This window comes from Bacteroidota bacterium (genome assembly GCA_018816945.1).
Classification (GTDB): Bacteria; Bacteroidota; Bacteroidia; order Bacteroidales.
In genome coordinates, this window is sequence record JAHIVC010000027.1 from 119,335 (window position 1) to 138,754 (window position 19,420).

A 19,420-nucleotide genomic window follows, 5' to 3' on the forward strand; every position below is an offset into this window, starting at 1 on the left:
AGCACCATTTAAAAAATATGATCGCATTATAAGCCCAAACGGTTCGCGCTTACCCAAAAACAATTCGCCCCCACAAAAAAATGATGCACCACCATGAGAAAATGATGCACCACCATGAAAAAATCATGCACCACCATGAGAAAATCATTCACCACCGTGAAAAAATGATGCACCACCATGAGAAAATCATTCACCACCATGAAAAAGTCATTCACCCTTGCAGGTTTATCATTTTATTTAGCGCGGCGGTTAAAAAAATCACTTACTAATTAAAAAAATCAATTATTTATTCATTAAAACCATTTTATTATGCAAACAAATCAAAACATAGCCGACAAATTATTAAAATACAGCATTTGTATTGATAATGCCAGAAGCGATCGTGACATCCAATCCAAATTAAGTGCTTTTGGTTATACTGCCGAAAAATTAACTATTGGAAAAACCATGTGGGAAGTATGCGACGTACTGGTAAAAACACAGATTAAAGAATATGGAGATCAGTTTGAAGCTACCAACGTATTAAATGCACTGTGGAAAACGGCTGAAAATGCCTATATAAATTCGCTGAAAATAGCTCGCGTTGCTTTTGTGGATGATGCTTCGGCTCAGGCAGCACTTTTGCTGAACAACAAACGTAAAGATAGTTTATCGGGCTGGTTACAACAAAGTGAAAGCTTTTATGCAAATTTAATAGCCAGTGAATCGTTTAAAACCCGTATGAGTGCTTATGGTTATACCAATGAAAAGCTATTAGCCGAACAGCAGCAAATAACCAATCTAAAAACTGCCAAGTTGAATCAGGAAAAAGAAAAAGGGCAGGCTCAACAAGCAACGCTTAACCGTGATAAAAAGATGGACGAACTGGATGCCTGGGTAAGCGATTTTATTGTTATTGCACGCGTTGCCCTTGCAGAAACCCCACAATACCTTGAGAAACTGGGAATTTTAGAGCGATCGGAATAAAGACCACATTCATTTCGACACCCTTCGACTACATCTCAACTGCGCTCGATGTGACAATTTCAGGTCAGTTCGAGCTCGTCGAGAACTGCATTTACCAGCTCGATGTGACAATTTCAGGTCAGTTCGAGCTCGTCGAGAACTGCATTTACCAGCTCGATGTGACAATTTCAAGTCAGTTCGAGCCCCAATAAGCAACATAAAATTCAGTAAAAGATAAGCGGTTCCGAAATTTCGGAACAGCTTTCTTTTTGAATGAATATCATGAGATTAGGTTTATCAAACTGAATTTTGGCAATTAAATTACAAATTTCATTACCACATTATAATTTCAGTTTCATAATATGACAGATGCGGATTAATATTTTTAAATTTCTGGATGCTGTATGCTAAAATATCAATGTTTTATTTTATTATATGGTATTTCAGAGGCATCGATGCGGATATGATCTGAATTATTATCCAATAATTACTTAATAATTCTAAACCCCAAATCGCTACTTGATTCATTAAGGTAACCTCTATGTCGGTGATAAACACGACTGTAATCAGAATTTACAAAAAAAGAACCACCGCGAATTACCCGATTGGATCCGCTAGCCGGACCCTGAGGATTGTTTTGAGGACTATCGGCATAGTAATAGAAATAATACCAGTCACTGCACCATTCCTTCACATTACCACTCATATCATAAATACCCAGTTCATTAGGAGCCTTTTTACCAATGGGATGGGTTACATTGCTGTTTCCATTATACCAGGCAACATCACCAATAATATTACTTCCGCTAAAGGTTTTGGAAGTGGTATTGTTTCCTCCTCTGGCCGCAAATTCCCATTCGGCTTCTGTGGGCAAACGGCCACCGGCCCATATTGCAAATGCATTGGCCCCATACCAGGTTACTTGTACCACGGGATAATCTGCTTTCCTGCTTTTAGGAATAAATTTGCCATCCACATACACAATTTCACATTCAGGATCAACCATCTGGATATATTCCGTTCCATTAAAACTGCCATTACTATTACATCCAATATTGTTTAAAAAATCACAATAATTACTATTGGTTGTTTCATATTTACTCATTTGGAAACTACCTACGCTTACCGTGTGAATCGGTTTTTGATCATCCAACCCTAAAGTGCTGCCCATCTGCATTGTACCGCCACTTACCTGAACCATTTCCATAAATATACCCGAAACAAACTGCAGAACCTCTCCATAAGCTGTCCCCTTTTGATTTGTAGCATAAGCAACTACATAATAAACTGTTTGAGGATCTAAATCGTTCATGTCGGAACTGAAGCTGTTTGACACAATTTCATCAGCAGTATAACCTAAATTATTTTCTAAACTGGGATTCACATTTAAACTCCAACATACTCCAACTGCAGCAAAAGTTCCATTTCCGGTATTTAAAATCACACCGCCAGAAGATGCAGTATTGGATGTAATATGTTCTACTTCGGAAGTTGTCAGGGTTGGAAGAAATATTTCAATGGTTTCAAAAGATTTCACTTCGCCATATCCGGTTCCCACACTATTCGTAGCATATGCACAATAATAATATTTTGTTTTTTCTGATAAGCCATCAAGCATACTGATAAAAGAACCCATGCCGGTACCATCCGATGTAAAACCCAAATTATTTTCTAAGGTTGGGTTATTCGTCAAACTCCAACAAACTCCTCTTATTGTAACCGTTGCATTACCGTTACTAATAACATTTCCACCAGCTTTCGCTGAAACATCACTCACATTCGTCGCAATAGTTGTAGTTACTGTTGGTTTATTAAGGGCTAAGGTACTGAAGGACTTAACCATGCCGTAAGTCGTTCCCTTTTCATTCGTCGCATAGGCTCTGGCATAATAAACCGTTCCCTGAGTCAGACCACTTACAGCAGCTGTAAACTCACCCAAGCCGCTTCCATTCGTTGTATAGCCCATATTGTTTTGCAGGGAAGGAGCTTCAGAGGTACCCCAACAAATGCCTCTTGCCGTAACAGTGCCATTTCCTGTTCCAATAACATTTCCACCGATTTTCGCTGAGTTTATGGTGATCTCTGTAATATTGGTTGTATTTACCTCAGGAGGTGTAATTGCAATAGTAGTAAACTGTTTTATTTCACCATAACTGGTTCCGGCCTGATTGATGGCATAAGCAGTTATATAATATTTTGTACCATCAAACAGTCCTGCAATGATGCTCACAAAGCTACCTGTACCGGTACCATTGTCGGTGTGTCCCAAACTAGTTCCCATTGTAGGATTACCTGTGATATTCCAGCACACTCCTCTGGAAGTAACATGACCATTTCCTTCACCAGTTACCTCGGATGTAATTTGTGCAGAATTTACGGTAACATTAGAAATGATTCCTGTTATTACCACCGCGGAAGTAATTGGCACTGTTGAAAACTGTTTAACAATTCCATAACTGTTCCCAATTGCATTAGTTGCATAGGCTCTGACATAATAGGTTCTACCCTGAACAAGGTTTGTAATTTCACTGACAAAGCTACCAGTTCCACTTCCATTGGACGTTTGACCGAGTTTACTTTCAAGCGATGGATTTTGACTTTGGCTCCACACAACTCCCCTATTAAGAATTGGTGAACCACCATCCTGAGTTACTACTCCCCCACTTCTTGCACTGGTAATAGTAATATTTGACACATCATTCGTAAGTACGATTGGAGGGCCGGTTGTAGAAGTCCTAATCGAGTCCTGAGCACTGTATATTGTTAAAGTTGCAGTAGTTATATATGCCCGAATATAATAAATTGTATTCGAATTTAAATTGCTTAGTAAACTGGTAAAAGTACCTGCCTGATGAAGAGCTCCTTTTGAAGTTTTAAAATCATTAATGGTTGGGTTTTGATCCACACTCCAACAATGGCCATGTTCAATAATTATTAAATCACTAATTTCAGTTATGGTTGTAGTTATTTGAGCACTTTGGTAGCTAACGTTAGTAGAGCTGGTTTGTCCGAATAACACTTTGTTCTTTTCAATATCCTTTTCATCGGAAAATTTCTGGCAGGAAACAATCAAAAACAGTGAACTAATTATAAAATAAATAATTTGTTTTTTCATGACCAGTCCATACTTTTAATTCTTGGTTATTAATGGAGTAGGCTAATTTAAATAAAAAAATTATATATTCAATCAACATCCAAATGAAGAATTATTGAATAGTCAAAATAATGATGTTCGTGGATTAATAATATTATAAATTTGTAACGAAACTCCGAATCAGACATTCTAAATTTTTAAATATGAATTCTGATCGAAGGGTATGAACAAAAATGTTTATGCCTCCCGAATCCTGCGGAGCAGGACGAATTGGAAAGGTGAAACGATGAAATCAAAAGCTGAAGATCTTTGGCTGAAAGCATCTGTAATAGGTAGCTTATGGGCTTCGGTAGAAATAATATTAGGTAGTTTTTTTCATAACCTGCAATTACCCTTTGCAGGCACATTACTTGCTATTTTTTCGGTAATATTTATCGTCGCGAGCCAACAATTATGGAGCGAAACAGGAATTATCTGGCGTGCCGGACTTATCTGCGCCATTATGAAATCTATTTCGCCGAGTGCCGTAATTCTGGGTCCAATGACCGGGATTTTCCTAGAAGCCATCGTACTGGAATTGTTCATTTTTATTTTTGGGCGAAATTTACTGGGATACATAATTGCCGGATCTATTGCGGTATTAAGTGCATTGGCTCATAAAATTTTTACATTATTGCTCATTTATGGCTGGGACTCGGTCAAGATACTTGCTAACCTTTATCGTTATGCAATGAAACAAATCAGGGTTGAAAGCATCAATCCAATGGATGCTTTGATTATCCTGATAGCTGGCTATTTGATTTTAGGAATTTTCGCAGCAATTACCGGATTTTTTATTGGTAAAAAAGCAAAATCAGAAAAAACATATTCCAAAATCAAGATTAGTTCCACTTCTGAAAATCCTGACCTCTTTTACAATTTAAAAGAATACCAAAAATATTCATTATGGATTTTAACTATTAATCTGGTTTACATTGTATCCGCATTATTTATCCTCAATAACTACAGTTTAATATTCGGTTTTGTCGCCACCCTGATTTATATTGGTTTTCATGCATTGAGGTATAAGAATTCGTTTCGTCAATTTAAAAGGCCATTTTTGTGGATGCAACTCTTAATACTTATCATCTTATCCATATTCTTTCATTCAGGTTCAGAGCCTAACATTAGTTCAAATTTCGCAGGATTGTTGATGGGTACAAATATGTCGTTGCGTGCAATAATTGTGATTTTAGGTTTCTCGGCAATTAGTGTAGAATTGAGAAATCCACTCGTTAAAACCTTATTGCACAAGCGAGGCCTTTCACAATTATACAATTCGCTCGGATTGGCATTTTCCGCCTTACCTTCTATTTTAGACAATGTTTCAAAACCTCAAAACATGTTTAAAAAACCGTTTAAAACCATCGGAGAAATTTTACTTCACGCTGATCACTTGTTAAGTATTTTTAAAGATCCGCCAAATGAATAAAATAACAATAATTAGTGGCCAGAAACAAAGTGGAAAAACTACCTATCTGGTCAATTTCCTAAAAATAAATAAAGCAGACGGAAATAATTACGAAGGCTTTGTTGCCCTTGGCACATTTAAAAATGGCGTCAGAAATTCTTTTAGTTTAATAAATATCTCAACAAATGACGAAATGCTCTTTATGAATTCGGAACCTATTTCAAATGCACCAAAACAGGGAAAATTTTACATAAACCCTGAGGGAATTGCTTTTGGCGAAAATATTTTAAAAAAGGCACTTAACTCTGATTGCAAAGGAGTTGTGATTGATGAAATAGGCCCATTGGAACTAAACAATGAAGGATGGGCCGGGCAATTTAAATTATTATTAAATACGGATAAAGAAATTGTCATAACAGTAAGAACTTCTTTAATACAACGTGTGATTTCTTTTTTTGAGCTAAAGAATTTTGTAATAATTCGTATTTAGAAACACAAAAGATCTCATTTTTTGTTCTCATTTTCAGTTTCATATAAACTCTATAATTAAAAGCAATACAATCACCTATATCAAATTAGTTATTATATTTGATATAGTATTCATATCATACTGATCTTAAATGTTTGAAATAAAGTACAATTATGAAACTCATGACGGTAAGGATGTCATTTTCCGGGAGTTAACTGGAGAAATAACGATTCTAATCATAATTGAATCCTTTCAATTCTTAATATCTCAAAAAAAAATCAGCAAACAATGTGTTGGTATTATCACCGATACGACTAACGCAAAGATGAATGTAAAAATTTCTGAACTCAAAGAAATATATAATTACTTGCGAAAAAGTCCTGAACTGCAAAATATAAAGTTGGCAATTATTGTAAATACACCTGGAAAAACAATTCTACCGATGACTGCCATGAGGACATTCACAAATATCAGAATACAGCCATTTAGCGGTCAAAAGGCTGCCATAAAATGGATACTCAGATGAAGTATTCGTAATTTTTTACTACACTAATATCTTATTTTTCAATTTATTAATTACATCGTTTATTTAGAAGAGGTTTATATTTTAAATCTAGCTTTATAGATATGTAACTATTGAAGATATTTTGTAAATTTATAAACTGATTCGTGTTTCACATGAACGACTAAAAAGATTTGAACACCTTCAAAAACCTGATTATGCTAATCCAACTCATCAACTTCAGCATCAAGAATAAGTTTATCGTTATCCTCTTTACATTGACCATAGCGGCTTTTGGTATTTTTTCAGTCACACAGATACCGGTAGGTGCTGTGCCCGACATCACCAATAATCAGGTTCAGGTAATCACAACTTCAGGGAACTTATCAACGCAGGATATTGAGCAGTTTATCACCTATCCTGTCGAGCTGGAAATGGCCAACCTCCCGGGCGTAATAGAGATCCGTTCCATTTCTAAATTCGGACTTTCGGTGGTAACCATCGTTTTTGAAGATAAGATGGGAACCTATTTGCCCCGACAATTAATTGCCGAAAAAATCAAAACCGCCTCTGCCAATATCCCTGAAGGATTCGGGGTACCTGAAATGGGACCAATCACTACAGGTTTAGGCGAAATTTATCAATACATCCTTGATTTAAAACCCGGTTATGAAGATCGCTATACCCCAATGCAATTGCGTACCATACAGGATTGGATTGTTAAACGACAGCTTTCAGGAATTCCGGGAGTGGTTGAAGTAAATACCTGGGGTGGATTCCTTAAACAATACGAAGTTGCCATAAATCCCGAGCGTTTACGTTCCTTTAATATTACCCTGATCGAAGTATTTGAAGCCCTAAATAAAAACAACAATGTTGCCGGTGGCGCCTACATCGAAAAACAAAACCAAAGTTATTTTATTAGAGGTGACGGGATGATGAAATCGATGGAAGATATAGGTTCTGTCGTGATAAAAAACAATGGGAATATTCCGGTACTTATCAGAGATGTAGCGGTAGTGCATGAAGGACACGCCAATCGTTTTGGTGCCATTACTGCCAATGGAGAAGGCGAAAAGGTATTGGGACAGATTATGATGCTCAAAAATGCCAACTCTAAACTTGTAATAAACGAAGTAAAAAAGCGTGTGGCAGAAGTTCAGCAATCCTTGCCTGAAGGCATTTTCATCAACCCGATTTTGGAGCGCAGCGAACTCATCGCAAAAACCTCATTCACCATTGCCGAAAATTTAATCTTAGGTTGTTTGATCGTCATGATCATTGTCATTGTATTGTTAGGAAACATCCGTTCAGCCTTGGTCATTGCTTCCATGATTCCACTTTCCCTGCTATTCACGCTATCACTGATGTATATTTTCGGAATCGACGCCAACTTAATGAGTTTGGGAGCCCTCGACTTCGGAATTATCATCGACGGTGCCGTAATTATTGTCGAATTTATAGCCATTAAGATAACCGTGAATAAGGATAAATATGATCATTCTGAAAAAGAAGAACGCGTTCTTTTGATTGATAAAATCACCTTTGACGGTGCCTCGAAAATGATGAGTTCGGCTGTGTTCGGTCAAATCATCATCCTTATTGTTCTGATTCCGATTTTATCACTGAGCGGTGTCGAAGGCAAGATGTTTCGTCCCATGGCACTATCGTTCAGTTTTGCCATACTCGGTGCGATGCTTTTTGGTTTGACCTGGTTGCCTGTAATTTCATCTTTATTTTTAAAACCGGTTAAGGAAAAAAAGAAGAATCTTTCAGATTGGATCATGAACACTGCCTATCGGTCGTACTGCCCTGTGATTAAATGGTCGTATAAGCATAAAAGAATTGTACTTGGAATGGCAGTTGCCTCCTTAATTTTTACCGGAATTTTATTTTCACGCATGGGTGGCGAATTCGTACCAACGTTGGATGAAGGTGATTTTGTAATTCAACCCGTATTAAAAACGGGAACCTCACTCTCGAAAACAATCGAGCTTACGACCCGTATGGAAAATATTCTGATCGATAACTTTACCGAAGTGGATCAAATCGTTTGTAGGATCGGTGCTGCTGAAGTGCCCACCGATCCCATGTCGATGGAAGAAATTGACATGATCATCAAACTTAATCCCAAAAATGAATGGGTTAAAGCAAAAAGCAAAGAAGAACTGGCAGAAAAATTCAAAGAGGCTTTATCCATAATTCCCGGTATCGATTATGAATTTACCCAGCCAATCGAAATGCGTTTTAACGAGCTGATTACTGGCGTTAGGGCCGATATTGCCATCAAAATATTTGGCGAAGATCTTGATTATTTAAACGATCAGGCTCAGCGAATAAAGGATATGATTGCCGATATTCCCGGCGCAGCAGATATCATTCTGGAAAAAACAGCAGGGCTTCCGCAAATGAGCATTAAATACAATCGCGATAAAATAGCCTATTATGGATTGACAGTTGAAGATTTGAATAAATATCTGACCATGGCTTTCGGTGGAGAAATGGCAGGGAGTATTTTTGAAGGTGAAAAAAAGTTTGATGTTGTAATACGTCTTCAAAAGGATTTCAGAACCGATATCGGTGATATTGACCAATTGAACGTGAGTTTAGCAAACGGAAATCAAATACCCTTGAACGAATTGGCTCAAATAGAATATACCACAGGCCCCGCTAAAATTTCGCGCGACAATACGCATCGCCGGGTTGTGGTAAGCGTGAATGTGCGGAACCGCGACCTTCAATCGGTTACTGAAGATATCCAGGCCCGAATTGATAAAAATGTCAGGCTCGAACCCGGGTATTATATTGCTTACGGAGGGCAGTTTGAAAACCTTCAAAATGCTACAAAACGCCTGATGCTTGCTGTTCCGATCTCGCTGCTTCTTATATTCATTTTCCTTCACTTTGCTTTCAAATCGATCAAAGAAGCCACCATGATTTTTACCGCGGTACCCTTATCGGTTGTTGGCGGGGTTTTCTTTTTATGGCTTCGCGACATGCCTTTTAGTGTTTCTGCAGGAATCGGGTTCATCGCATTGTTTGGGGTGGCAGTTCTGAATGGAATTGTATTGATTGAACACCTGAAAGAATTGAAAAAACAAGGGATGAAAGATATGCGCGAACTCATCCTCAAAGGAACCCGTGAACGTTTGCGTCCGGTATTACTCACTGCAGCAGCTGCTGCATTAGGATTTCTACCCATGGCGATCTCCACTTCATCAGGAGCCGAAGTTCAACGACCCCTCGCAACGGTAGTAATCGGGGGACTGGTAACCTCTACCCTACTCACCATGATTGCGTTGCCTTTGCTTTATGCCATATTTATAGATGTAACAGGCATTCAACTCAAGCCCTTCAAATTTAAACGATCTCATTAAAAAATTTTTAAATATCCTGATTCTCATGGAAAACAATATTAAAAATTGCAGCTTGTTCCCAACTTCTTTCAACAAATTAAAAAGGATCATACATTTTCAAATCCCGACTTTGTTAATCATAACGATTGCAATGATGGGATGTGGCACTGCACCTGAAGTAGTGCAAGAATCGGAAATAACTCATCATTTGATAATTGTCACAAAAGAGCAATACAAGGGAGAACAAATGCAAATGGGCGAAGTTCAATCCCATTTATTTGAAGAAATTGTAAAAACAAATGGGCGCATAGTAGCATCTTCTGATGGGATGGCCGAAGTAAATACCTTTATCCCGGGAATTGTGAAATCGCTAAAACTGATGGTGGGCGATTATGTAAATAAAGGGCAGCTTTTATGCAGCATCGAAAGCAATGAAGTAATTATAATTCAGCAGGAATTTAAGGAACTTAGCGCCAGTTTAAAAAGCCTAAAAGCAGATTATGATCGAATGACCATTTTAATCAGGGAAAACATTGCCTCGCAAAAAGAGTTTGTCACCATCGAAAGTGCATACCACAGTGCATTGGCCAAATATAGCGGACTAAAATCACGATTAGAATTATTAAATTTGTATTCCGATAAACTTGAAGCAGGCGAGATCACTTCTACCTTCAATATTCATGCACCCATCAGTGGTTATATTTCAAAGCAAAACTGCACTCTGGGTCAGTCGATCGACCCGCAAAATACCCTGATGGAAATTGTGGACATCAACAAACTTCATTTGCAATTATATATTTACGAAAAAGATATTTTAAAGCTGAACAAAGGCCAAACCCTTCGGTTTTACAGCCCTCATTTAAGTGATAAAATTTTTACGGCCACCTTGAGCCAAACAGGCAGGTCCATCGATCCTGAAACTAAAACCATTGAATGCATTGCAAAAATAGCCAAAGGCGATGCCGAACCTTTTGTAAATGGAATGTTCATGATGGTAGAAGTGGTCAGCAATCAGTTTGAAGCTATGGCCTTACCCAACGATGCACTCCTAAAATCGGGAGACGATTTTTATATTTTAGTTAAAGAAAAGGAAGATGCCGAAAACTACTATTTCAAACAGATCATCGTTAAAACAGGGATCACCCAAAACGGATTTACACAAATTGAATTAAAAGAAGAAGCCCCTCAAATTTTAATTAAAGGACTTTATAATTTGCAGCTTAATTAGTGAATTGGCAGGTTGGGAAATAGGTAAATTGGTGGACTTTTAAAGTATTACTTGGTACTTATTGCTAATGTGGCAAAACCTACATTCTACATTATATATTTTACATTCTACATTCGAAATATTTTCCTAAATTTATTCTTTGAAAATCTTTCCGCTCAGGATGAAATTAGTTGATTAAAGATTTTCGCTCCCCCACAATTATTGAATTAAGATTAATTTGAATGGAAGATAATTAAAGGGATTGATAATCAAATAGATAGTGGATGGACATTAATTTAATCGGAAATAAAATCAGACTTACAAATACAGTATCAACGGAAATCGATAGTATTATTGAATTTGAAAATTCAAATAAACAATTTGTAAATCAATATCCAAAAGATAAGCATATAGCATTACTTAATGACAATGATTGCTTACATTTATCGATAAAGCGCTTGGATACTGAAAAATTAATAGGACACATGATAATTTTCGGACTATTTAATCAAAACAAAGTTATTGAATTTAGGCGACTTACAATAAATGAAAAGGGATTAGGATTCGGTAGAGAAGCGATAAGATTACTAAAGAAATTATGCTTTGACAAACTCGGATTTCATAGATTATGGCTTGATGTTTATGATGATAATGATATAGCTATAAAGTTATATGAATCAGAAGGATTTATAAAAGAAGGTACATTACGTGAAAATATTAAAACAGAGTATGGATACAGGTCTCAAAGAATATACTCGATATTAGAAAATGAAAATAAATCCTTCGCACAACATACGTTATAAAATTTTGCCGACACATTAATTATTCAAGTGTTGTAGCCACTGTCATGGTGCTTATGGCAGGCAAGCTGATAGGAATTCGCTTCGTACTCCTGCACCACACCATTAATTGCGATATTACACAGATGAGTGCATATCAAAAATCAGATAAACTTCAACTTCAACGTCGGGCTCTTATCCCTATTCATCTTAATATTTAACATAAAATTAATTTTTGGGTTTTCAGATTATCTCACAAAACACAATGCTTGTCGATTTTAATTGGATTAATTAGCTCTTTTTCCCATCTTTGAAATATAATTAAATAAAAAGAACGACCAATGAAACGAAACTTTTTCAATTCAATCTATGGATTGGCGATTATATTCTTTTTTGTTGCTAACAGTTTACAAGCACAAATTGTTGATATTGATTTATTAAAAGGCCTCAAACCACGAAGCATCGGCCCGGCCGGAATGAGCGGCAGGGTAACTGCCATCGATGTGATTAAAAATCAACCCGGTGTTATTTATATAGGTTCAGCCTCAGGCGGGGTGTGGAAATCTACCAGTGGAGGCGTACAATGGGAACCATTATTTCAGGATCAGGATTTTGCATCCATAGGTGCGATTACAATTGATCAAAATATTCCCGATATCATTTGGGTTGGCACCGGCGAAGGAAACCCCAGGAATAGCCAAAGCAGTGGCAATGGCGTTTACAAAAGCATTGATGCTGGTAAAACGTGGAAATATATAGGACTCGAAAACACCAGAAATATCCACCGCATCATACTTGATCCTACAAATTCCGACATTGTTTATGTTGGTGCCCAAGGTTCTGCCTGGGGTCCATCCGAAGATAGAGGTGTATTCAAATCAACTGATGGCGGAAAAACCTGGATGAAAATTTTATTTGTGAACGACAGAACCGGAATTGGTGAATTCATTATGGATCCGTTTAATCCTAAAAAATTATTTGCCGCAATGTGGGAGTTTGCACGCGATCCATGGTTTTTCAAATCAGGAGGTGAAGGTTCGGGACTTTATGTTAGTTTGGATGCCGGTGAAAACTGGAAACGCTTAGATGAAAGCAATGGATTGCCAAAAGGCGAATTGGGCAAGATTGGACTTGCCATGTCGGCACATAATTCGAAAGTGGTTTATGCACTGGTTGAATCAAAGAAGAATGCTCTCTACCGTAGCGATGATGGTGGCAATAAATTCATTGAAGTAGCAAATAAAAATATTGGTGGCCGTCCATTTTATTATGCAGAAATCCATGCCGATCCTGAAAATGAGAATCGTTTGTATAATCTCCATACGGTTGTCGATGTTTCGGATGATGGTGGCAAAACCTTCAATAATCTCATTCCTTATGCAAAAGTGCATCCCGATCATCATGCATGGTACTCACATCCTACGGATGGAAGTTTTCTGATAAACGGAAATGATGGTGGATTGGCCATTTCAAGAGACCGGGGACAAACATGGAGATTTGTTAGAAACCTGCCTTTGGCACAATTTTACCATATCAATTATGATATGCAAAAACCCTATAATGTTTATGGAGGGATGCAGGACAATGGATCATGGATTGGTCCAAGTATGGTTTATACCAACTCAGGTATTAAAAATTCCGACTGGAAAGAATTATCTTTCGGTGATGGTTTTGATGTGGTTCCTGATCGCTCCAATCCCGATCAGGGTTTTTCAATGTCGCAACAAGGCAATGTGGTTCGCTATGATACCAAAACCGGATTTAGCAAATTTGTACAACCTGTTCATCCTGAAGGAATAAAGCTTCGTTTTAACTGGAATGCAGGAATTGCAGCCGATCCTTTCGATATTAAAGGTCTTTATTTTGGAAGTCAATATCTTCATAAAAGCAATGACAGAGGAGATAGCTGGACTGTTATATCGCCCGACCTAACAACCAATGATCCTCAAAAACAAAAATCCGGAGAAAGTGGCGGCTTGACTTATGATGCTACAGGAGCTGAAAATTATACAACAATTATAGCCATAGGTCCAAGTCCAAAAAACAAGGACATTATTTGGGTTGGTACGGACGATGGAAACTTGCAATTGACTACGGATGGTGGAACCACTTGGAATAATATGATTAAGAACATCAAAGGTGTGCCTGAAGGATGTTGGATTCCTCAAATCAATCCTTCTGAATACAGTGAATCAGAGGCATTCGTTGTAATTAACGATTACAGGCGCGATAATTGGGCACCTTATGTTTTTTACACCAAAAATCTTGGTAAAAACTGGAAATCAATTGTAACAACTGATCAGGTAAAAGGATATGCTTTATCATTCGTTCAGGATCCTGTTATTGAAAACCTTTATTTTCTGGGTACCGAAAGTGGATTGTATTTCAGTATTGATGCCGGGGCAAACTGGACCAAATGGACGAATGATTATCCAACAGTTTCAACAATGGATTTAAAAATTCATCCACGCGAAAATGATTTGATTATCGGAACATTTGGAAGGGCTGCTTACATCATCGATAATATTCAACCTCTGCGTGAAATTGCAAAAAATGGCCTTGCACTATTTGACAAGAGTGCCCATCTATTCCCAATCCCTGAAGCAGAAATAGCGCAGAACAGTCAGCCTGCGGGCATGCATTTTCCGGCCGATTCGGATTACGACGGGGATAATAAAATTGGTGGAGCCATGATTTCATATATCGCCAAACCTTTTAAAGACAATAAAGACAAAGCTAAATTTGAAATATTCGATCATGAAAGCAATCTGGTAAACACCGTAGAAGTTGAACCAAAGGATGGAATTAATCGTTTATACTGGACCTTTGATAAAAAAAGATTAAGAAATCCTGAACGGGTAAAACCTGAAAAGGACGATGATCAAATTTATTGGGGTGAAGTATTACCGGGAAAATACAAAATAAAACTCACTTATAATGGACTGTCCGATTCCAGCATGGTTGATGTGATTTTCGATCATCGCGTTGCTTATGATTTAGCAGGAATGAAAGAGCGTAATGAGATGGGTATTAAATTTGAAAAAGAAATTCATAAAGCCACGATGGCTGCCGATCGGCTCAGGGATGCACAGAAAATTATCAATCAAATAGATGCAATTATCAAAGATTTGAAGGGTGACGAGTATACTGAATTAAAGAAAATCCAGAAAGAAACAGCCGATAGCTTAAAAACTATACTGGAGCGGCTTACGCCAAAAGAAGTTCAGGGAATTTTTAGGGATGAAAATTCATTTACTTCTCAAATTCGCATGGCTTCCCGTGCCATTGGTAGTTTTATTGACAAACCTGGAATACGTGAAGAAATTGCGTTAAATAAAGCCAATAAAGAAATTCAAAAATTCATCACCGACATTGATCACTTTTTTAATAATAATTGGGTTGTTTATAAAAAAGCCATTGAACTGAACAAGATAAATTATTTTACGAATTTTAAATAAGTCTCATACACTTAAAAGATAAAAAGGCTCCATTTGGAGCCTTTTTTGTTATGAGAAAAATTTAGAATTCACTACTTATTAATATTTTGTTAAGAAAGAGCATCCTCTTGTTTTATGGGTTTAAAAAAACACTACCTTTGCCCGAATTTTGTAAAAACAAACCACACATTTTAACCAGCTCTCAATTAATATTTTACAATTTTAGTCGGTTTAATATCGATTAATTTTATAGATTTAAAAAAAACAAACATTGCTATGTCATTAAACAGATTAAGAAATATTGGAATTGCAGCTCATATTGATGCAGGCAAAACAACAGTAACTGAACGAATTCTATTTTTCACCGGTGTAAGCCGAAAAATGGGCGAAGTACATGATGGTCAGGCTACCATGGACTTTATGAAACAGGAACAGGAAAGAGGTATTACCATTGCATCTGCTGCTATTACTGCCAACTGGAAAAACTCACAAATTAATATTATCGATACTCCGGGTCACGTCGATTTTACCATTGAAGTTGAACGATCGCTTAGGGTAATAGATGGTATGGTTGCTTTGTTTTGCGCAGTTGGTGGTGTTGAACCACAAAGTGAAACAGTTTGGAATCAAGCCGACAGGTACCGTGTTCCAAGAATTGCTTTTGTTAACAAAATGGATCGTACCGGAGCTGAATTTAGCGAAGTAGTAAATCAAATGAACAAATACCTGGATGCGAATGCAGTTCCCTTCCAACTGCCAATGGGCGCAGAAGAGCATTTTATTGGGGTAATAGATCTAGTCATGATGAAAGCCTACACTTTTACTGATGCAGAGCGTGTTGAGATTGATATTCCTGCTGAATATGTTGAAAAAGCTAGAGTGGCCAGATCATTTCTTGTAGAAAAAATTTCGGATTTTAATGATGAAATTATGGAATTATTTCTTGAAGAGAAAGAAGTTCCAGCCGATTTACTTAAAGCTGCCGGACGTGATGCAACATTGAAACTTTTAATTACTCCTGTATTTACTGGTGCAGCATACAAAAACAAGGGTGTTCAATTATTGCTTGATGCTGTAATCGACTACTTACCTTCCCCTATTGATGTTGGTGCAACAATCGGAACCGATGTTGATGATCCTGAAAAAACACAAACCCGTTGTCCCACTGCTAAAGATCCATTTTCAGCATTGGCTTTTAAATTGATTAATGATCCTTATGTTGGTCAACAAACTTTTATCCGAATTTTTTCCGGTAAACTAACCAATGGGATGCTGTTGTTTAATTCAACAAAAGGCAAAACAGAACGTGCAGGTAGGATTTTCAGGATCAGAGCTAAAGACAGAGAAGAAATTCATGAAGCCGGACCCGGCGACATTGTTGCCCTGGTCGGAATGAAGCTGACCAAAACAGGTGATACACTATGTGACCCTGCTCATAAACTTTTCCTTGAAAACATACATGTTCCGCCAACCGTTGTTGAATTAAAGGTTAGTCCGGATAAACGCAGGGACCAAAGCAAATTAGGAGAGGCCCTGGCAAAGCTTGCTAATGAGGATCCTTCATTTAATGTACGTTACGATGACGAAACAGAAGAAACCATCGTAGCGGGAATGGGTGAACTCCACCTCGAAATAATCATGGATAGAATTAAACATGAATTTGGAGTTGAAGTAGTTGTTGGAGAACCAGCTGTTTCATTCAGGGAAACAATTACCAATGAGGTTGAAAGTAATTACAAACACAGTAAACAATCAGGGGGTAAAGGACAGTTCGCTCATACCATTATGCGACTTGAGCCAAACAGTGGTGGTGGTTATGAATTTACAAGTAAGATTAAAGGTGGTGTTATTCCCAACGAATTTATCCCATCTGTGAACAAAGGTGTTGTAAAAACCATGGATAAAGGTATTTTGGCCGGCTTCCCTGTTGTCGATGTTAAAGTTGTATTGGTTGATGGTAGTTTCCATGCTGTAGACTCCTCAGATATGGCTTTCCAGATTTGTTCTTCTATCTGTTTTAAAAACGGGTTTATGAAGGCAAATCCGATATTGCTTGAACCTGTGATGAAAATTGAGGTCAATACTCCTGATGATTACATCGGAAATGTTGTCGGAGATTTGAATAAAAGGCGAGGTAAAATTGAATCGATGAGAAGATATCGTGCAGGTTCACAAAAGCTAAATGGACTTGTTCCTTTGATGGAAATGTTTGGTTATGCAAATACTCTGCGAAATATTTCAAGCGGCAGGGCAAACTATTCAATGGAATTCTATCAATACATGCCAATTCCGGCGGCTACGCAAGAAGAAGTTCTTAAAAAATTAGCTGAAAAGAAAGAAAATAAATAATGCATAAAAAAAGGGGAATAGATTTAATATTACCCCTTTTTTTATGATAGATTATGAGCCTGATTTTTTTTCAATAAATCGGCCAGGCTCACTCCTTTCAAATAGTCTTCAATCCTGTTGTTTAACCCTTGCCAGAATTCCTGGGTTACACAAGTCTCCTGCATCTCGCATTTAACAATTCCGGATAAGCATTCTACCACACAAATTTTTGGTTCGAAAGCATTGTGTACATCCAGCATAGTAATTTGATCAGGAGGCCTTGTAAGAATATACCCGCTTTTTTTACCTTTTACATTACAAATTAATCCTGCAATCTTTAAGGAAGAAATAATATGATCGAGATATTTGTTCGATAATTTCTGATTGATGGCGATATCTTTTTGAAAAACTCCGGTTCCATTCTCATTGATCGCTATTTCAAGAATGGCCCTGATTCCGTATCGAGTTCGGGTACTAAATTTCAATTGATGGTAGTTTTATTAAATAATTGAGATTCATTAATTAGAATATCAAATGTAATAAAAATAACATCCTGAACTTTTATCAGTCCAAGGATTTTTTTAGGAGGGCTTAATTTGAAGTCCGACAACTTAACTTTGGTTAAACCTTGAAGTTTAATTTTGCCATTGGAGTTTTCGAGGATCGTGTATTCTGTAATAATTGAATTTGAAATGCCGGCAAAGGTTAAATTAATATAAAGTTTTTGCTGAAATCGGCTGTCAATAATTGACAAAAAATTTGTTTTATCAATTTCGACAATCACATTTGGATAAGCTTTCGAATTCATCATGGTACGAAAATCGCTCAGTATATTTTCATTTTTTCCCTGAATATCCTTGATTGGAATTATAAATTCCACAACCTCCATCCCGGGAGCGGGAGAATTGATTAATGTTGATTTGTTTAAAAAATTTGGTATTTGGCTCGGATTATCATAAAAGAGAATAAACTTATTTAGATTTGTTCTCCCTTCAATTTGAACTGATTCCAGAAAACAATATTCATTGCCATTCATCTTGAAAGGACTTTCCAATTTCCCTTCATAAAAAGACAAAATAAAAACAATACATAAGATTATTTTCCTAATCATAAATCAAAAAACATGAGTCGTCATGCATTACTGCACGACGACTGTATGTTAAATATTAGAATGAAATTGCGGCTTCAATCATCACACCTTTGAATCCAGCATCCTTGCCATATGTAAAGTTCGTGTAATTCTGATCCACATATTCTGCTTTAAGGATTACATATTGATTCAGGTTCCAACCACCACCAAACTGTACTCTATCAACTGATAAATCAGCATCATTTTTAACTTTATTATATCGGGCGGCAATATAAAATTGTTCTTGTTTACCAAAACGATATAATCCTTCAACGGCATATTGATTGAAATCAAAATCCGCTTTTTTAGTTGTCAAACCCGTTGCATTTTCATACGTTCCAAAAAACTCCAATCCCTGATATTTAGCAAATACATTTATCATGATCGAATTAACTTTACTTGTAGCACCCGGACTCCATCTACCGGTATTAGGGCCACTTGCAGGATCAACATCAGTTGCATTATTCGTTTGTGGTTTCATTACCAGATAATAACGTGAACCGGTCCTATCTCCATTGTATAAAGATCCTGAGTGCTGTTTTGCGTTATGAAAGCCTGAAATTGTAGCCCTGAGCCTAAAATCTTCATCAATATTTTTATCAAAACCGGCTTTCCAGTAAAATGCTAATTCTTCACTCGTATTATATTCAGTATAACCATCGGTGGTACTATATCCTGCCAATGCAGGTTTTAAACCGCCTGTGTTGAGACCAACCATCGCCAA

14 protein-coding genes and 1 riboswitch are annotated in these 19,420 nt (G+C 37.1%); of the genes, 10 read left to right on the forward strand and 4 right to left on the reverse strand.

Annotated elements, in window-relative coordinates; genetic code table 11:
• Positions 1-80 precede the first annotated feature (80 nt).
• Both KKG99_05590 and KKG99_05595 read left to right on the forward strand, forming a co-directional pair.
• Entirely contained in the window at positions 81-269 is a 189-nt protein-coding gene (locus tag KKG99_05590) for a hypothetical protein (GenBank protein ID MBU1012458.1), read from the forward strand.
• A 40-nt stretch (positions 270-309) separates the two neighbouring features.
• Positions 310-966, forward strand: coding sequence for a hypothetical protein (locus KKG99_05595; protein ID MBU1012459.1), 657 nt, complete (start codon positions 310-312; stop codon positions 964-966).
• 466 nt (positions 967-1,432) lie between these two features.
• Here KKG99_05595 and KKG99_05600 read toward each other — a convergent pair whose 3' ends face one another.
• On the reverse strand, positions 1,433-4,060 hold the full coding sequence (locus tag KKG99_05600) for a formylglycine-generating enzyme family protein (GenBank protein MBU1012460.1): 2,628 nt from the start codon (positions 4,058-4,060) through the stop codon (positions 1,433-1,435).
• Positions 4,061-4,200: 140 nt separating this feature from the next.
• Positions 4,201-4,336: riboswitch (molybdenum cofactor riboswitch) on the forward strand.
• On the opposite strand from KKG99_05600, the gene KKG99_05605 reads away from it, so the two are divergent.
• From KKG99_05605 to fusA, 8 genes are all read left to right on the forward strand, one after another.
• Positions 4,326-5,510: a hypothetical protein gene (locus tag KKG99_05605; GenBank protein MBU1012461.1), complete on the forward strand. Its 1,185-nt coding sequence runs from the start codon at positions 4,326-4,328 to the stop codon at positions 5,508-5,510. (Overlaps the previous riboswitch by 11 nt.)
• The gene (locus tag KKG99_05610) at positions 5,503-5,979 is read left to right on the forward strand and encodes a hypothetical protein (GenBank protein MBU1012462.1); all 477 of its coding nucleotides are present in this window, start codon (positions 5,503-5,505) and stop codon (positions 5,977-5,979) included. The genes KKG99_05605 and KKG99_05610 overlap by 8 nt, the downstream gene beginning before the upstream one ends.
• 130 nt (positions 5,980-6,109) lie before the next feature.
• On the forward strand, positions 6,110-6,484 hold the full coding sequence (locus tag KKG99_05615; GenBank protein ID MBU1012463.1) for a hypothetical protein: 375 nt from the start codon (positions 6,110-6,112) through the stop codon (positions 6,482-6,484).
• A 194-nt stretch (positions 6,485-6,678) separates the two neighbouring features.
• Positions 6,679-9,837, forward strand: coding sequence for a CusA/CzcA family heavy metal efflux RND transporter (locus KKG99_05620; protein MBU1012464.1), 3,159 nt, complete (start codon positions 6,679-6,681; stop codon positions 9,835-9,837).
• A 25-nt stretch (positions 9,838-9,862) separates the two neighbouring features.
• Positions 9,863-11,044 (forward strand): efflux RND transporter periplasmic adaptor subunit, encoded by a 1,182-nt coding sequence (locus KKG99_05625; protein ID MBU1012465.1) that lies wholly within the window; start codon positions 9,863-9,865, stop codon positions 11,042-11,044.
• A gap of 263 nt (positions 11,045-11,307) precedes the next feature.
• Positions 11,308-11,826, forward strand: coding sequence for a GNAT family N-acetyltransferase (locus KKG99_05630; GenBank protein ID MBU1012466.1), 519 nt, complete (start codon positions 11,308-11,310; stop codon positions 11,824-11,826).
• Positions 11,827-12,143: 317 nt separating this feature from the next.
• Positions 12,144-15,260 (forward strand): hypothetical protein, encoded by a 3,117-nt coding sequence (locus KKG99_05635; GenBank protein ID MBU1012467.1) that lies wholly within the window; start codon positions 12,144-12,146, stop codon positions 15,258-15,260.
• A 255-nt stretch (positions 15,261-15,515) separates the two neighbouring features.
• Positions 15,516-17,588 carry an elongation factor G gene (fusA, locus tag KKG99_05640; GenBank protein ID MBU1012468.1) on the forward strand — a complete coding sequence of 691 codons (2,073 nt, stop codon included), beginning with the start codon at positions 15,516-15,518 and terminating at the stop codon, positions 17,586-17,588.
• 41 nt (positions 17,589-17,629) lie between these two features.
• Here fusA and KKG99_05645 read toward each other — a convergent pair whose 3' ends face one another.
• The 3 genes from KKG99_05645 to KKG99_05655 form a co-directional block, all read right to left on the reverse strand.
• Positions 17,630-18,052: an Rrf2 family transcriptional regulator gene (locus KKG99_05645; GenBank protein MBU1012469.1), complete on the reverse strand. Its 423-nt coding sequence runs from the start codon at positions 18,050-18,052 to the stop codon at positions 17,630-17,632.
• Positions 18,049-18,678 (reverse strand): YceI family protein, encoded by a 630-nt coding sequence (locus KKG99_05650; protein MBU1012470.1) that lies wholly within the window; start codon positions 18,676-18,678, stop codon positions 18,049-18,051. Before KKG99_05650 ends, KKG99_05645 begins: the two co-directional genes overlap by 4 nt.
• A 55-nt stretch (positions 18,679-18,733) precedes the next feature.
• Positions 18,734-19,420 (reverse strand): hypothetical protein (locus KKG99_05655; GenBank protein MBU1012471.1); only part of this gene is annotated, 687 nt, incomplete at its 5' end.

Coding starts and splice junctions, on each gene's coding strand:
- KKG99_05615 (MBU1012463.1), top strand. CDS start 6,110: ATGTTTGAAATAAAGTACAATTATGAAACTCATGACGGTAAGGATGTC.
- KKG99_05635 (MBU1012467.1), top strand. CDS start 12,144: ATGAAACGAAACTTTTTCAATTCAATCTATGGATTGGCGATTATATTC.
- KKG99_05620 (MBU1012464.1), top strand. CDS start 6,679: ATGCTAATCCAACTCATCAACTTCAGCATCAAGAATAAGTTTATCGTT.
- KKG99_05595 (MBU1012459.1), top strand. CDS start 310: ATGCAAACAAATCAAAACATAGCCGACAAATTATTAAAATACAGCATT.
- KKG99_05610 (MBU1012462.1), top strand. CDS start 5,503: ATGAATAAAATAACAATAATTAGTGGCCAGAAACAAAGTGGAAAAACT.
- KKG99_05605 (MBU1012461.1), top strand. CDS start 4,326: ATGAAATCAAAAGCTGAAGATCTTTGGCTGAAAGCATCTGTAATAGGT.
- fusA (MBU1012468.1), top strand. CDS start 15,516: ATGTCATTAAACAGATTAAGAAATATTGGAATTGCAGCTCATATTGAT.
- KKG99_05625 (MBU1012465.1), top strand. CDS start 9,863: ATGGAAAACAATATTAAAAATTGCAGCTTGTTCCCAACTTCTTTCAAC.
- KKG99_05590 (MBU1012458.1), top strand. CDS start 81: ATGATGCACCACCATGAGAAAATGATGCACCACCATGAAAAAATCATG.
- KKG99_05600 (MBU1012460.1), bottom strand. CDS start 4,060: ATGAAAAAACAAATTATTTATTTTATAATTAGTTCACTGTTTTTGATT.
- KKG99_05650 (MBU1012470.1), bottom strand. CDS start 18,678: ATGATTAGGAAAATAATCTTATGTATTGTTTTTATTTTGTCTTTTTAT.
- KKG99_05630 (MBU1012466.1), top strand. CDS start 11,308: ATGGACATTAATTTAATCGGAAATAAAATCAGACTTACAAATACAGTA.